Source organism: Mycobacterium sp. MUNTM1, assembly GCF_054660795.1.
Window position 1 is genome coordinate 16,751 of sequence record NZ_BAAGDE010000025.1, and the last position, 15,026, is coordinate 31,776.

11 protein-coding genes and 1 pseudogene are annotated in these 15,026 nt (G+C 68.6%); 6 read left to right on the forward strand and 6 right to left on the reverse strand.

All coding sequences use genetic code 11. From position 1 onward, the window contains the following. Positions 1-7: 7 nt before the first annotated feature. Positions 8-889, forward strand: a complete 882-nt coding sequence (locus tag ACYQ8K_RS15730; protein ID WP_459970318.1) for an SAM-dependent methyltransferase — start codon at positions 8-10, stop codon at positions 887-889. 6 nt (positions 890-895) lie between these two features. After that, complete coding sequence (locus ACYQ8K_RS15735) at positions 896-1,399, forward strand: GNAT family N-acetyltransferase (protein ID WP_459970320.1); 504 nt, start codon at positions 896-898, stop codon at positions 1,397-1,399. 168 nt (positions 1,400-1,567) lie between these two features. Here the strand turns inward: ACYQ8K_RS15735 and ACYQ8K_RS15740 are convergent, their stop codons facing one another. Next, complete coding sequence (locus ACYQ8K_RS15740; protein ID WP_459970322.1) at positions 1,568-2,314, reverse strand: MBL fold metallo-hydrolase; 747 nt, start codon at positions 2,312-2,314, stop codon at positions 1,568-1,570. Between the two features lie 68 nt (positions 2,315-2,382). Between ACYQ8K_RS15740 and fgd the strand changes: the two genes are divergently transcribed. From fgd to ACYQ8K_RS15755, 3 genes are read left to right on the forward strand one after another with little or no spacing between them, the layout of a single operon-like run. Further along, complete coding sequence (fgd, locus tag ACYQ8K_RS15745; protein ID WP_459970323.1) at positions 2,383-3,393, forward strand: glucose-6-phosphate dehydrogenase (coenzyme-F420); 1,011 nt, start codon at positions 2,383-2,385, stop codon at positions 3,391-3,393. Positions 3,394-3,430: 37 nt separating this feature from the next. Beyond that, entirely contained in the window at positions 3,431-5,488 is a 2,058-nt protein-coding gene (gene pta / locus ACYQ8K_RS15750; protein WP_459970325.1) for a phosphate acetyltransferase, read from the forward strand. A 29-nt stretch (positions 5,489-5,517) separates the two neighbouring features. Continuing rightward, the gene (locus tag ACYQ8K_RS15755; protein ID WP_459970415.1) at positions 5,518-6,654 is read left to right on the forward strand and encodes an acetate kinase; all 1,137 of its coding nucleotides are present in this window, start codon (positions 5,518-5,520) and stop codon (positions 6,652-6,654) included. Here ACYQ8K_RS15755 and ACYQ8K_RS15760 read toward each other — a convergent pair. After that, complete coding sequence (locus ACYQ8K_RS15760) at positions 6,643-7,827, reverse strand: DUF1501 domain-containing protein (protein WP_459970327.1); 1,185 nt, start codon at positions 7,825-7,827, stop codon at positions 6,643-6,645. The genes ACYQ8K_RS15755 and ACYQ8K_RS15760 overlap by 12 nt on opposite strands. Before the next feature lie 11 nt (positions 7,828-7,838). Next, a complete protein-coding gene (locus ACYQ8K_RS15765; RefSeq protein WP_459970328.1) occupies positions 7,839-9,155 on the reverse strand; it encodes a DUF1800 domain-containing protein in 1,317 nt (438 codons plus the stop codon). A gap of 212 nt (positions 9,156-9,367) precedes the next feature. Between ACYQ8K_RS15765 and ACYQ8K_RS15770 the strand changes: the two are divergent. Further along, positions 9,368-10,214, forward strand: a pseudogene (locus ACYQ8K_RS15770) (hypothetical protein). A gap of 98 nt (positions 10,215-10,312) precedes the next feature. Here ACYQ8K_RS15770 and ACYQ8K_RS15775 read toward each other — a convergent pair. From ACYQ8K_RS15775 to glnX, 3 genes are read right to left on the reverse strand one after another with little or no spacing between them, the layout of a single operon-like run. Next, positions 10,313-12,607 (reverse strand): serine/threonine-protein kinase PknG, encoded by a 2,295-nt coding sequence (locus tag ACYQ8K_RS15775; protein ID WP_459970330.1) that lies wholly within the window; start codon positions 12,605-12,607, stop codon positions 10,313-10,315. After that, positions 12,607-13,584 carry a glutamate ABC transporter substrate-binding protein gene (locus tag ACYQ8K_RS15780; protein WP_459970332.1) on the reverse strand — a complete coding sequence of 326 codons (978 nt, stop codon included), beginning with the start codon at positions 13,582-13,584 and terminating at the stop codon, positions 12,607-12,609. Before ACYQ8K_RS15780 ends, ACYQ8K_RS15775 begins: the two co-directional genes overlap by 1 nt. Continuing rightward, the gene (gene glnX / locus ACYQ8K_RS15785; protein WP_459970334.1) at positions 13,584-14,903 is read right to left on the reverse strand and encodes a protein kinase G-activating protein GlnX; all 1,320 of its coding nucleotides are present in this window, start codon (positions 14,901-14,903) and stop codon (positions 13,584-13,586) included. The genes ACYQ8K_RS15780 and glnX overlap by 1 nt, the downstream gene beginning before the upstream one ends. Positions 14,904-15,026: the final 123 nt, after the last annotated feature.

Sequence of the window (15,026 nt, forward strand, 5' to 3'; positions counted from 1 at the left end):
GGCGACGATGGCGCAGAGGGCCGACGTGGCGGTGACCGCGACCTTCGGAGCCGCCGCGCGGGCGGTGGCCACCAACAAGGGCCTGCTCAACGACCCGTTCGCCGAGCCGCTGCTGTCCGCCGTCGGAATCGACTACCTGACCCGGGCGATCAAGGACCACGTGTTCGCCGAGGACGACGGCGACGACCCGGCGATGACGGCGTTGATGGACGCGCTGGCGGCGCACACCCGATTCGTCGACGAATTCCTGGCCGACGCGGTCCGCGCGGGCATCCGGCAGGTGGTGATCCTGGCGTCGGGTTTGGACACTCGGCCGTACCGGCTGTGGTGGCCGCCCGGGACCACGGTCTATGAGATCGATCAACCGCGGGTGCTGGACTTCAAATCCGAGGTACTGCGCGGGCTGGACGCCGAATTGGCCACCCACCGGTGTGCGATCGGCGTTGACCTGCACCAGGATTGGCCTGCCGCGCTGCGCCGGGTCGGGTTCGACGCCGCGCAGCCCACGGCCTGGGTCGCCGAGCAGCTGCTCGTCGGGTATCTACCGCCGGCCGAGCAGAATCAGTTGCTCAACTGTGTCACCGCCGCGAGCGCGGCGGGCAGTCGGTTCACTGCCGATCACATGCCGACGTGGAATCCGTTGCAGCTCGGGGCCGAGCGCGCCTTCGTCGACGGCTGGCGCCAGCGCGGCCTGGACGTTGACCTGGCCAGCCTGACCTATCCCGGCGAATACCACTATGTACCAGAGTATTTGGCGTCGAATGGCTGGGAAACGGCCGGGCTTGGCATCGCCGAGTTGCTGGGCGCGATGGGGCTGGGCAGGCGGCGACGGACGGGGCCCGGTGATTCGGAGTTCATCCCGGAATACGTCACCGCGACACGCGTTTGAGTGGTGGTGATGCCGCATCCAAGCCCGCCGCACGGCCAACTGCGGTTCGTGTCGGCAACTCACGACGACCCGCTGGCGCAACCGCTGCTGGCCGAACTGGCCGTCGAGTATGCGCAGCGCTACGGCGGCACGCCGAGCACCCACCTGACCTGGCTGCCCGTGCCGCAGGCCGAGTTGGCGCCGCCGGACGGCGGCCTGTTGATCGGCGTCGTGGACGGCGTGCCGGTGACCGGCGGCGCGTTCCGCCGCTACGACCCCGACACCGCCGAGCTCAAGCGGATCTGGACCGACGGCGCGCACCGGCGCCGCGGTTACGCCAGGGCGCTGCTGGCCGCGCTGGAGGCCGAGACCCGGGCGCGGGGGTATCGGCGGCTCTACCTGATCACCGGCAATCGGCAGCCCGAGGCCGAGGCGCTCTATGACGCGACGGGGTACACCCGGATAGCGCCGGACCCGCTGCCGTCGTGGGGCCCGTTCCTGCCGATCGCCTTCGAGAAGTGGCTGATCTGACACCGCCGCAGTCACCCGTCCTCGGCTTGGCCGGTTGAGTGTGAACCGTCGACTTTCGGTGTGAATCCTTGGTGGCGACACGCCGAGCAACGCCCGCCGTAGGTTCACGCTGAAGACCAAGGATTCACACGCAAAGCCCTGAATTCACAGGGGGTTTCGCCAGAACGGTCACTGGGCCAGCGCGATGGCGCGTGCGGTCGCTTCCCGGATCGGACCGCGCCACACGTCGCCGTGCCCGGGCAACAAGATCTCGGTGTCCAGCAGGGCCAGCGCGTCGAGGCTGCGCAGCGAATTCTGCTGGCTGTGGCTGAACACGGCGGGCAGCAGCTGCGGCCCGCCGCGGCGCAGCAGCGGGTGGCCGGTGATCAGCGCATCGCCGCTGACCAGCACGCCGTCCACCACATACGAGCAGTGTCCGCTGGTATGCCCGGGGGTGAACACCGCACTGGGGTGGCCCGGCAGGCCGGCGGCCACCTCGGCGGTCAGCGGCCGGGTGGACGGGATGCCATCGCGAATCAGGCCGCCACTGCGCAGCACGTGCAGACCCCAGGCCGCCCAGCGTGGCCGCCAAATGCGAAGGGCGACATCGAAAACCGACGCCTGTTCCAAATACTCGCGCTTGGCGTGTCCGACCTCCTCGGCATGGCAGTACACGTCGGTGCCGTATTCGTTGGCGAGCCAGATCGCCGAGCCCAGGTGGTCGATGTGGGCGTGGGTGAGCAGGACGGCGCGCACGTCGCCGGGGCCATAGCTCAGCTGCCGCAGCGACGACAGCACGTCCTCGCGGTCGCCGGGATACCCGGCGTCGATCAGCAGCACACCGGTGCCGTCGACTACCAGGGTCCAGTTAACGGCCTCGCCTTGGGCGAGGTACACCGTGTCGGTCACTTGAACGAGAGTCGGCGCCGATCGCATGCCCGCGAGTGTAGGTGTGAACCCGGCTCAGCCGCGCCTGCGATCCAGCACAGGAGTAGAAAGAACAGGTGGCTGAACTGAAACTCGGATACAAAGCGTCCGCTGAACAATTTGCACCACGCGAGCTCGTCGAACTCGCTGTCGCCGCCGAAGGGCACGGCATGGACAGCGCCACCGTCAGTGACCACTTCCAGCCGTGGCGGCACGAGGGCGGACACGCCCCGTTTTCGCTCGCCTGGATGACCGCCGTCGGCGAGCGCACCAAGCGGCTGGTGCTGGGCACCTCGGTGCTCACCCCGACCTTCCGCTACAACCCCGCCGTCATCGCGCAGGCGTTCGCGACGATGGGCTGCCTGTACCCGGACCGCATCTTCCTCGGCGTGGGCACCGGCGAGTCGCTCAACGAGATAGCCACCGGATACGAGGGCGAGTGGCCGGAGTTCAAGGAACGCTATGCCCGGCTGCGCGAATCGGTGCGGCTGATGCGCGAACTGTGGCTCGGCGACCGCGTCGACTTCGAGGGCGAGTACTACCACACCAAGGGCGCCTCCATCTACGACGTTCCGGAGGGCGGCATCCCGATCTACATCGCCGCGGGCGGCCCGCAGGTGGCCAAGTACGCGGGTCGGGCCGGCGACGGCTTCATCTGCACCTCCGGCAAGGGCGAGGAGCTGTACAAGGACAAGCTGATGCCCGCGATGAGGGAGGGTGCGGAGGCCGCCGGAAAGAATCCCGACGACATCGACCGGATGATCGAAATCAAGATCTCCTACGACACCGACCCGGACAAGGCGCTGGAGAACACCCGGTTCTGGGCGCCGCTGTCGCTGACGGCCGAGCAGAAGACCAGCATTCACGACCCGCTGGAGATGGAGAAGGCCGCCGACGAGCTGCCTATCGAGCAGGTCGCCAAGCGCTGGATCGTGGCGTCCGACCCGGACGAGGCGGTCGAAAAGGTCGGCCAGTACGTGAAATGGGGCCTCAACCATCTGGTGTTCCACGCGCCCGGCCACGACCAACGCCGGTTCCTGGAGCTCTTCGAGAAGGACCTGGCGCCGCGGCTGCGGCGGCTGGCCTGAGGGACGGGCGAATGGTCTCGGGCCCTCTGTCGGTTCAGTGACAGCGATCTACATCGCCGCCCCCGAGCCGGAGACCGGCAAGTCGACCATCGCGCTCGGACTGCTGCACCGGTTGACCGCGACGGTCGCGAAAGTCGGTGTGTTCCGGCCCATTACGCGCTCAGACGGTGACGAGCGCGACTACATCCTGGAACTGCTGCTGACGCGGACCACCGCCGGCCTGTCGTACGAGCAGTGCGTCGGCGTCACCTATCAGCAGCTGCACGCCGACGGTGACGCCGCCCTCGCCAGCGTCGTCGACGCCTATCACGCCGTCGCCGAGGCGTGCGACGTCGTGGTGATCGTCGGCAGTGACTACACCGACGTGACGCGGCCCGCGGAACTTTCCACCAACGCGCGCATCGCGGTCAATCTCGGTGCGCCCCTGCTGCTGACGGTCAGCGGCAAGGGTCGCACGGCCGCCGAGATCGCCAGCGTCATCGACGTCTGCCTGGCCGAGCTGGATGCCCAGCACGCCCACACCGCGGCGGTGGTGGCCAACCGCTGCGATCCGGCCGGGCTGACCGACATCGCCGCGGCCCTGGGCAGATTCGCCCAGCGCAGCTACGTGCTGCCCGACGAGCCGCTGCTGTCGGCGCCGACTGTGGCCGAGCTGGAGAAGGCGGTCGGCGGAACGCCGGTCAGCGGCGAGGAGTCGCTGCGTGAACGCGAGGTCACCGGCGTGCTGGTCGCCGGGATGACGGCCGACCATGTCCTGGAACGGCTGCGCGACGGCATCGCCGTCATCACCCCCGGCGACCGCTCGGACGTGGTGCTCGCCGTCGCCAGCGCCCATGCCGCGGAAGGCTTTCCGTCGCTATCGTGCATCGTGCTCAACGGCGGCTTCACGCTGCACCCGTCTATCGCCGCGCTCGTCGCGGGTCTTCGGCTGCGGCTGCCGATCGTCGCCACCGTGCTGGGCACCTACGACACCGCCAGCGCGGCGGCGTCGGCGCGGGGCAGGGTCACGGCGACCTCGCAGCGCAAGATCGACACCGCGCTGGAGCTGATGGACGCTCACGTCGACATCACCGATCTGCTTGCGCAGCTTGCCATTCCGATACCCACGGTCACCACGCCGCAGATGTTCATTCACCAGCTGACGCTGCAGGCGCGCGCGGATCGCAAGCACATCGTGCTTCCCGAGGGCGACGACGACCGGATCCTGCGGTCCGCCGGACGGGTCCTGCAGCGCCGTGTCGCCGACCTGACCATTTTGGGCGACGAGGCCCGGATCCGCCAGCGTGCGGGGGAACTCGGCGTCGACCTGGTCGATGCCACGGTGATCGACCCGCGCAGCAGTCCGCTGCGCGACGAGTTCGCCGACCAATACGCCGAGTTGCGCAAGGCCAAGGGCGTCACCGTCGAGCAGGCCCGCGAGGCCATGCGCGACAGCACCTATTTCGGCACCATGCTGGTGCACAACTCTTATGTCGACGGCATGGTGTCCGGCGCGGCGCACACCACCGCCCACACCGTGCGGCCCGCGTTCGAGATCATCAAGACGGTCCCGGACGTCTCGACGGTGTCCAGCATCTTCTTGATGTGCCTGCCCGATCGGGTGCTGGCGTACGGCGACTGCGCGATCATCCCGAACCCGACGCCCGAGCAGCTGGCCGACATCGCGATCTCGTCGGCGCGCACCGCCGCGCAGTTCGGCATCGAACCGCGGGTGGCGATGCTGTCGTACTCGACCGGCGACTCGGGCACCGGCGCGGACGTCGACAAGGTAAGGACGGCAACCGAATTGGTGCGGAAACGCAACCCCGACCTGCCGGTTGAGGGACCCATTCAGTACGACGCCGCGATCGAGCCGTCGGTCGCGGCGACCAAATTGCGCGACTCACCGGTGGCCGGCCGAGCCACTGTGCTGATCTTCCCCGACCTCAACACGGGCAACAACACCTACAAGGCGGTGCAGCGCAGTGCCGGCGCGCTTGCCATCGGGCCAGTGCTGCAGGGCTTGCGCAAGCCGGTGAACGATCTGTCCAGGGGCGCGCTGGTCGAAGACATCGTCAACACCGTGGCCATCACTGCGATCCAGGCGCAGGGGTAGCCGTGGCGGACAGTGGCGACACGCGCCTGGTGCTGGTGATCAACTCCGGCTCGTCATCCCTGAAATACCAAGTGGTCGACCCCGATTCGGGTGCCGCGCGGGCAACCGGCCTCGTCGAGCGGATCGGAGAGGAGTCGTCGTCGGTTCCCGACCACGACGCGGCGCTACGCCGCGCGTTCGACACGCTGGCCGACGACGGTATCGACCTGAAGGCGAGCGGCATCGTCGCGGTGGGCCACCGGGTGGTGCACGGCGGCAACACCTTCTATCAACCCACGCTGTTGGACGACGCGGTGATCGGCCGGCTGCACGAACTGTCCGAGCTCGCCCCGCTGCACAATCCGCCCGCCCTCAAGGGCATCGAGGTCGCGCGCAAACTGTTGCCCGACACCGCCCACATCGCGGTGTTCGACACCGGCTTCTTTCACGACCTGCCGCCCGCGGCGGCCACCTACGCCATCGATCGCGACCTGGCCCAGCGCTACCGGATCCGCCGGTACGGGTTTCACGGGACGTCGCACCGCTACGTCAGCGAGCAGGCCGCGGCGTTCCTGGGCCGCTCGGTCGGTGGCCTGAAACAGATTGTGCTGCACCTGGGTAACGGCTGCTCCGCCTCGGCCATCGCCGGTACCCGGCCCCTGGACACCTCGATGGGCCTGACGCCGCTGGAGGGTCTGGTGATGGGCACCCGCAGCGGCGACATCGACCCGAGCATCGTCGGCTACCTCTCGCATGCGGCCGAGATGGGGGTGAACGACGTCGAGTCGATGCTCAACCAGCGTTCCGGTGTGCTGGGCCTGTCCGGCGAGCGCGACTTCCGCCGGCTGCGGACGATGATCGAATCCGGCGACGAGTCAGCGCAATTGGCCTACAGCGTGTTCACGCATCGGCTGCGCAAGTACATCGGCGCCTATCTGGCGGTGCTGGGGCACACCGATGTCATCAGCTTCACCGCGGGGATCGGCGAGAACGACCCGGCGGTGCGCCGCGACGCGGTGGCCGGTATGGAGGAGCTGGGCATCGTGCTCGACCAGCGCCGCAACCTGGGCGGCGGCAAGGGGGCACGCCAGATCTCCGCCGACGATTCACCGATCGCCGTCCTGGTCGTCCCGACGAACGAGGAGCTGGCCATCGCGCGTGACTGCGTGCACGTGCTAGGCGGATAAAAAGCCCAGCCTGTTGCGGCCGGCGCCCACCGCGGGCGTGGGATCGGCCCCGACCGTGCGCGCCAGCAGCTCGGCGTAGATGTCCCGAAAGTCGGTGGTGTACTTCAGGTCTCCGTTGTCGAGGTCGGTGAGGCTGGGCTGCTCGCCGTAGAACCCGCCGTTGACCGGGGTACCGGCGACGAAGACGGGACCGGCCGTGCCGTGATCGGTGCCCTGCGAAGCGTTGGCGCGAACCCGGCGCCCGAATTCCGAGTACGCCATCAGCACCACATCGCGGCCGGCCATCTCCTGGACGAACGCGGTCACCGCCTCGTCGAACGTCTGCAGCAGACGCTGTTGGGTCCCGCGCTCGCCGGCGTGGGTGTCGAAGCCGCCCAACTGCACCGTGTAGACCCGCGTGGGGACGCGGGCCTTGATGGCCTGGGCCACCACGCTCAGCTGGGCGGACAGTGAATTATGTTGCTTGGTCGCGGGTTTCACCGAGGCGAACGTGGTGTCGGCCGTGCGCGCGGCTCGGTAGGCCTTGCACACCGCGGCCATCGCCGGCGTGTCGTCGGGGTCGTCGCTGCCCAGCGCGGCCATCACCGCGTCGAACGTCTCCGCCTTGCCCGGCCCACCGCCCGGCGAAAGCGCCGCGGCCGTGCACTTGGCGCCGACGGCCAGTGGGGGCAGCACCGCCCCGATGTTGACCGCCCGCAACGGGTCGTCGCCGGTGGCGTCGAGCCAGCGGCCGATCCAGCCCGTCGACACGGGCTCGGCCGGCGACGCCGTCTGCCAGATGTCCATGGACCGGAAGTGGCTGTGGTCGGGCTTCGGGTAGCCCGCGCCGCGCACGATGGCGAGCCGCCGCTGGTTCCACAGCCCGGCCAGCCCCCTCATCGCCGGGTTGAGGCCAAGCTGCTGATCGAGGTGCAGGACATCGCTTGGGGCGTAGGCGAGTTCGGGCCGTGCGTCGTGATAGGCGTTGTCCGCGTAGGGGATCACGGTGTTGATCCCGTCGTTGCCGCCGTACAGCGTGGCGATCACCAGGACGCCGGCGCCGTCGGCCAGCGGCCGGTCCCGCGCCGCGCGCATCAGGTCGGGCCAGTTGACCGCCACGGCCGAGGAGAGCAGCCCCGCCGCGCCGGCTCCCGCGCTGGCTATCAGGAATTTGCGACGGTTCATCTCGGGCATGGGCGTTCTCGCTACGACGTCAGGTATTCGGGAGTGTTGACGGCGGCCGCGACCAACCGCGCCGGTTGGCCTGTCAGCGGCCGCAGCGCGTTCACGGTGCGGTCCGACCAGGCGCCGACACCGATCAGGTAACCGACCGCGTCGATGCGGTCGCCGGCGGCGGCGCTCTCGATGCCCGAGAGGTCGCCGGCGTGCGCCAACTCGGTCGCCGCCCGCAGGCGGGCGTCGGCGCTGGCGGTGGACAGCCACACCTGGCCGCTGGGCCAGCCCCCGACGCTGGGCGGGTAGAACGGCCGCTGACCCAGCGTACGCAGGGTCGCGTCAATCATCTTGAGGCGCTTGGGGTTATCGACCGGTACCCGCAGCGCCCGGATCACCCCGACGAGCCATTCGGCCGGGGTGTTGACCACCGCGGCGCGGCTGCCGGTGAACTCGTCGTCGGTGAGGATCGCCCGGGTCAGCGCGCGCAGGTCGCGGCTGGGCCCGTACGCGGCGACCAGCCGCTCGAGCACGGGCGGCGGCGCCGGATCGTCGGAGGCCAGTTGCTGCCACAGCCGTCCCGCGACGTATTCGGCCGATTTGGGTTGCGCCAGCACGGTGTCGCAGAACCCGGCGGCATCGAAGTTGCCGCTGCGCCCGAACAGCGTCTTGGCGCTCGCGTCATGGCGTTTGGGGGCCACCGAGGTCGTGCCGCCGGCGCCGATCACCCATCCCGTCAGGGCCCGCGCCCCGTTGCGCACGTCGCTCTCGGTGTAGCCGTTGCCATGTCCCAACGCGAACAGCTCCATGAACTCGCGGGCCAGGTTTTCGTTGGGTGCCTTGGCGGTACTGCTCTGCGCGTCCAGCCAGCGCAGCATCGCGGCGTCGGTCAGCATCGCGTACGCCAGGGCGCGAAAATCGCCCAGCGACCCCGCGCGCAGTTTCTGATTCTGTGCGGCCATGTACGCCGCGACCCGGACCTTCTGCGCCGACGTGGCGAAGTGGTTGTGCCACAACAGGGTCAGCTTTTCGTGCACCGGCTGCCGCACGCCGACCATGCGACGTATCCACCAATCCGACAGCACACTCAACTGTTCGGTGATCTGCTGGTTGTACTGCCTGCGCGCGGCGGGCGTGGCGCGCTTGCCGGGCGGGGTCGGCGTGGTCAGGGTGGGCATCGGGGTCGCGACCGCGCCGGGATCGGCGTCGGGGTTGGTGGCCAGCATCGCGTCCACGTGGCCGGGCCAGTCCCGGCCGACGGCGGCGTCGACCTCGGGTCCGGTCACCCCGAACCCGGCCCGGCGCAGCACCCGGGCCGTGGTCAGCCACTGCCTGGACTGCCCCGCCATGCATCAACTATGCCGAAGCCTTCTTGAGATTTCCTTGCGACGCCCGTGCGGGCGGTTGAGCGTGCACTGACGGCGGGGTTTTCGCGATTACCCCCGCCCTGGGAGCACGCTCGAAGTCCTGAATGCACACCGAAGCCCTGGTAGGCCTGACCCTGTGCATCGGTTAACTCGCGGCCGGCGGTCGATCTGCGGTCGTTCGCAGCATGCGGGCTATGAGCGAACCGTTTATCGGCAGCGAAGCACTGGCATCTCGGGCGTTGAGCAGGCATCAGTTGCGCGCTCACTACCGGGCGGTGTTTCCCAACGTCTACCTCCTGAATGACGTTCCGCTTTCCCTCGAACTGCGCATCAGCGCGGCATGGCTGTGGTCCGGACGCAGCGGGACCATCGCCGGAGCGGCCGCCGCGGCGTTGCACGGCGCCAAATGGATTCCTGATGACATCCCGGTCGAGCTGATGTATGCCAACCCCCGTCCGCCCGAGGGCATCCTGACGCGCCGTGCCGCGCTGGCGGTCGGCGAAACGCAAATCATCGCCGGCCGCTCCGTCACGACGCCCGAGCGCACCGCCTTCGACATCGGGCGCCGCGGAGCAGTCCGGTCATCCGTCGTTCGGCTGGACGCGCTCGCCCGCGCAACGGGTTTCAAGGTCGATGACGTGCTGAGCGTCGCCCGACGCCACCCTCGTTCGTCCGGCCTGCGGCGGCTGGAGGCCGCGCTCGAGCTGATCGACGCGGGAGCGCAATCCCCTCGGGAGAGCTATCTGCGGCTGCTCCTCATCGACGCGGGCCTGCCGCGGCCACAGACCCAGATACCTGTGCTGGACGTGGACGGCATTCCCGTCGCTTATCTCGACTTGGGGCTGGGAGGACTGGATGGTGGCCGTCGAATACGACGGTGACCATCATCGGGTGAACCGGCGGCAGTACGTCAAAGACATTCGACGAATCGAGATGCTCGAGCGGATGGGGTGGATCGTCGTCCGGATCGTTGCGGAGGACCGTCCCGCCGGCATCCTGCGTCGTGTGCGAGCCGCGCTGGCGGCCGCGAGTGTGCGCTGACGGCGTTGAGCGTGCACTGACGGCGGGGTTTTCGCGATATCCCCGCCAAGGATTCACGCTCGACGACAAGCCAAGCCCAGACGAAGGCCGACGAAACACTAGAACGTACTGGTGGGCCGCACCCTGTTCGCCATGTCGACCAGCGCGTAGCGGTGCCGCTGGGTCGGGGCGACGCGGGCCAGGTTGCGCAGCGACGCCTCGACGCCCAGCCGCAATCCGTGTTCGGTGAACGGGAACCCGAGGATGTGGTTGGTGCTGGCCTTATTGTCTTCCAGCCAGTCCATCGCACAGCCCAGCACCAGCGCGCGGATCTGCAGCACGCGGGGCTCGGTGGGCGGCAGCGCCTCCACCCGCCGCGCCGCGTCGCGGATGTCCTCTTCGGTGATCTCGCTCTTGGTCCGGCCGGACAGCAGCGTCACCGCGCTGGTCAGCCGCGCGGTGGTGAAGTGCCGGGAGGTGGCGGGCACCTCGTCCAGCGTGCGCACCGCGGCGGCCCGATCGCCTTCCGCGGACAGCGTTCTGGCCAATCCGAACGCGGCCGAGATCACGCCGTCGTTGGTCTTCCACACCGTCTCGTAGAACTTGTGGTCGTCGACGTCGCCGGCCAATTCGGCGGTGGCGGCCAGCGCCAGCTTGGGCGCCAGCTCGCCGGGGAACGTGTCCAGCACCTCGATGAAATGCGTTGTGGCCGAATCGTAGTCGCCGGTGAGCAGCTCGGCGACGGCCTTGTACCACACCAAGCGCCATTGCCAGCCGACCCGCTCGGCCAGGTCGTCGAGCTTGCGGGTGGCCTTGGCCACGTCGCCGAGATCCAGCAGCGCGCGGACCTCCATCAGCGGCAGCTCCACTGACTCGGACACCTCGACGCCGTCTGCGTCCAGCGTCCCGTGCCGCGCCGCGCGCAACGAGTCCAGCGTCTGCACCGGCTGGGACAGCACGGTCGCCTGTAGAACGGGAGCGGCGACGTCGGCCGGATCGACCAGCGGAACCTGCAGTGCGGTAACGATTTCGCGTGCGGTCAGCTTCTCCGAGTGGACCTGACCGTCCAGGTACACATCGGTGTGGGCGACCAGCAGATCCACCCCGAATGTCGAGCGGCTGGGGCTGAAGATGGTCGACAGGCCGGGTCGCGGCACCCCACTGTCGTAGGCGACCACCTCGCGCAGCACACCCATCAACTGGGCGGACATCTCCTCGGTGCTCGAGAACCGGCGCCGCGGGTCGGGGTCGGTGGCGCGGCGCAACAAGCGTCGGAAGGAGTCGTAGGTGCTCAGCACGGGGTCGTGCTCGGGCAGCCCGTCGACGTAGCGGCCGTTGCGTGTTTGCAGGTTCAGCGTGAGCGCGGCCAGCGTGCGGCCCACCGTGTAGATGTCGGTGGCGACCGTCGGGCCGGTCCGCACGATCTCGGGCGCCTGGAAACCCGGTGTGCCATACAGGTATCCGAACGAATTGATCCGCGACACCGCGCCCAGGTCGATCAGCTTGAGCTGCTCTTCGGTGAGCATGATGTTCTCCGGCTTCAGGTCGTTGTAGACCAGGCCGATGGAGTGCAGATAGCTCAGCGCGGGCAGGATTTCCAGCAGGTAGGCGACGGCCTCGGCGACGGGTAGCTTCTCACCCTTCCCGTGCCGCAGCGGCTGACCGCCGACGTATTCCATGACGATGAGGCCGACCGGATTTCCGTGCTGGTCGACGTGCTCGACGAAGTTGAAGATCTGCACGATCTGCGGGTGGACCACCTCGGCCAGGAACTGTCGTTCGGCCATCGCGATCGCCTGCGCCTCCGCGTCGCCGGAGTGCACCAGGCCCTTGAGCACCACCGGCCGGTCGTTGACGTTGTGGTCGACCGCCAGATACACCCAGCCCAGGCCGCCGTGCGCGATGCAGCCCTTGACCTCGTACTGGTTGGCGACGATATCGCCCGGATTGAGCTGCGGCAGAAACGAATACGGGCTGCCGCAGGATGGGCACCAACCCTCCGACGTGCCCTTGGCCTTCTTGCTGGATCGGCCGACGGGTTTTCCGCAGTTCCAGCAGAAGCGCTTGGACTCCGGCACCACCGGATTGGTCATCAGGGCTTCGCGCGGATCGATATCGCGTCCGCGCGGGATCTCGACCAGGCCACCGCCGAGCTGCCGGACCGCCGGCAGCGATCGCGTCGCCACCGTCATGCGGTCCTGCGGATCGGTGTCCAGGGTGCCTAGCGAGATGTGCGGAAAGTCGTCGTCATCGTCGTCGTCGAAGTCGGGACGGAACAGCGCCTGGGTGGCCTGCAGCCGCCCGGTCGCCGCACCGCCGGTCTGGACGTCGGCCGGCTGGGTGCCCGGGCCCACGTCCGCCACGTCTTCCGGGCCGGATTCCGCCTGCTCGGATTGCTTGTCCGGCTCGGCCATCAGTCCAGATACCTCGGTACCGGCGGGGCGGGCGCGGGCCCCAGCACCGTCAACCACTTGCGGTACAACGTGTTCCACGTGCCGTCGCGGCGGATCCGTTCCAGCGTCCCGTTGACGAACCGCACCAATCCGGTGTTGTTCAGATTGACCCCGATGCCGTAGGGCTGGGTGGCCATGTTCGGCCCGACGATGTGCAGGTAGGGGTCCTCTTCCACCAGCCCGGCCAGGATCGAATCATCCGTGCTGACCGCGTCGATCTCGCGCTGCTGCATCGCCACCAGGCAGTCGGCCCAGTTCACCACCGACACCACCACCGGCGGCGGGTCGATCTGCTGGATGCGGTGCAGCGACGTCGTGCCCTTTGCCACGCAGACCCGCTTGCCGGACAGGTCGGCGACCTTGACGATCGACGAGTCGCGCGGGGCCAGGATGCGCTGGTTGGCGTCGAGGTAGACGGTCGAGAAGTTCACCTCTTTGCGCCGGTCGCAGGTGATGGTCATGGTCTTGACCACGACGTCGACCTCGGAGCGCTGCAGCGCGGTGACCCGTTCGTCCGACGACAGGATCCGGTATTCGACGTGGGACGGCGCGCCGAAGATGTCGCGCGCGATCTCGCCGGCGATGTCGACGTCGAAACCGGTGATCTCACCGGTGATCGGGTCGCGGAAGCTGAACAGGTTGCTGCCGATGTCGAGCCCGACGATCAGCCGGCCCCGGGCGCGGATGTCGGCGACCGCGGCGTCCGCCTCGGCCTTGGTGGCGAAGGGCCGCAGGCTGGCCGTCAGGTCGCAGTTCTGATTCGGACCGTCGGGCGGCAGCGGCGGCTGGGGCGGCAACTGCTCCATGCCGACCGGTGTCGGCGGCGGCAATGTCGGCACGCTGGCCACCCGCAGCGATTCCGTGTGTCCGCAACCCGCCAGCACGACCGCGGCGGCGGCCACGGTGCACGCCCGGCGAAGCAGGGGCAGGCGGATCATTATCGATACTCTTTCAGCCTCGGCCACAGGCCCAGCGCCACCGCGACGGCCGCGCCGAGGCTGAGCACCACGCCGCCGACCTGGGCGCCGGACAGCCCGCTGCGCGCGTTGATGACGTCGTTGCGCAGGTGGATGCGGCCCTGGTCCATGGCCTTGACCAGCTCGTCGTCCAGCTTGTCGAACGCCGGTGTGGAGTCCTCCTCGCTGCTGCCCAGCGCCACCTGGGTGGCGGCCCGGTAGTTACCCACCGAGATGTACGAGGTGATCCGGTCGTTGGCCTGCCGCCAGCGCAGCAGCAGCTGATCGGCGCCTTCCAAATCCGGCTTGTCGACCGCGTCGCTCCGCGACATGTACTGGTCGAGCTGGCGGTGCATGGAATCGATGCGCTGATAGAACGATTGCTTGCGCTTCTCCTCGTCGCCGCGACGGATCAGCGACAGGGTCTCGTCGGCGCGCGCCTGCTGGGCGGTGATCGCGACGTTGGTGACGGTCTTGAGGGATTCCGCGGCAGTGTCCTTCGCACTACGACTGGCCGTCGTAGAAATGGTCAGCGCAGTCCCAACCCAAACCACCATGACGAGAATAGCGAGTGCACCCACCACCAGGCCCGGGTTGATTCGGCGCCGCGTGCGCCGCGCCAGCCAGCGGTGCGAGAACGCACCGAAGATCACGGTGGCGCCGACCACCATGATGACCGGCGCCGGTATCTGCGTCGACGCGGTGGTCTCGGCGTCCACCCGCTGCGACGTCGCCTGATACAGCTTGGCCGCGTCGGGCAGGATCGTCGATTGCATCAGCCCCGACGCCTCCGACAGGTATGACGACCCGACCGGGTTGCCCTCGCGGTTGTTGGTCCGGGCGATTTCGATCAGTCCGGTGTAGACGGCCAGCTCGGCGTTGATCCGGCCCAGCAGCTGCACCAGTGGCTCGTCGGTGAGGCCGCTCGAGGCGCGGGTCACCGCGACGGACGCATCGGTGATCGCCTGCTCGTAGCGCTGGCGAACCGGCTGCGGCTCGGCCTCGGCGATGAACGCGGTGGCCGCGGCGGCGTCGGCGACCGACAGCGTGGTGTAGAGCCGCCCGGCGGCGAAGGACAGCGGCTCGGTGTGGTTGAGCACCGTGGTGAGCACCTGCTGCCGGTGGTTGATGGTGGTCGACGTGGCGAAGGCGCTGATCCCGCCGAGCGTGGCCAGCACGATCCCGATGGTCAAGATGCGGCCCGGCGTCGTCGAGATGAACCACCAGCGTGGATGAGCCGGTTCGGCCGGTGACCGCGATCCCTGCGGCTCGGTCGACGGGTGCGCCAGCTCAACCGTCACGTCTTATCAGCCCTCATCTCTCGGCCATTTCGTTTCGCTGCACGGACCTCTATAAGCGAAGTCTAAGAGCATGTTCGGGTGGATGGGTGGAGGCCGACGCAATTGACGACGCCCAAACCAAGT

What these genes read in the sequence shown, in the direction of transcription:
- ACYQ8K_RS15730 (WP_459970318.1), top strand. Translation starts at nt 8, where the DNA reads ATGGCGCAGAGGGCCGACGTGGCGGTGACCGCGACCTTCGGAGCCGCC.
- ACYQ8K_RS15740 (WP_459970322.1), bottom strand. Translation starts at nt 2,314, where the DNA reads ATGCGATCGGCGCCGACTCTCGTTCAAGTGACCGACACGGTGTACCTC.
- ACYQ8K_RS15765 (WP_459970328.1), bottom strand. Translation starts at nt 9,155, where the DNA reads ATGGCGGGGCAGTCCAGGCAGTGGCTGACCACGGCCCGGGTGCTGCGC.
- ACYQ8K_RS15780 (WP_459970332.1), bottom strand. Translation starts at nt 13,584, where the DNA reads ATGATCCGCCTGCCCCTGCTTCGCCGGGCGTGCACCGTGGCCGCCGCC.
- ACYQ8K_RS15760 (WP_459970327.1), bottom strand. Translation starts at nt 7,827, where the DNA reads ATGCCCGAGATGAACCGTCGCAAATTCCTGATAGCCAGCGCGGGAGCC.
- ACYQ8K_RS15775 (WP_459970330.1), bottom strand. Translation starts at nt 12,607, where the DNA reads ATGGCCGAGCCGGACAAGCAATCCGAGCAGGCGGAATCCGGCCCGGAA.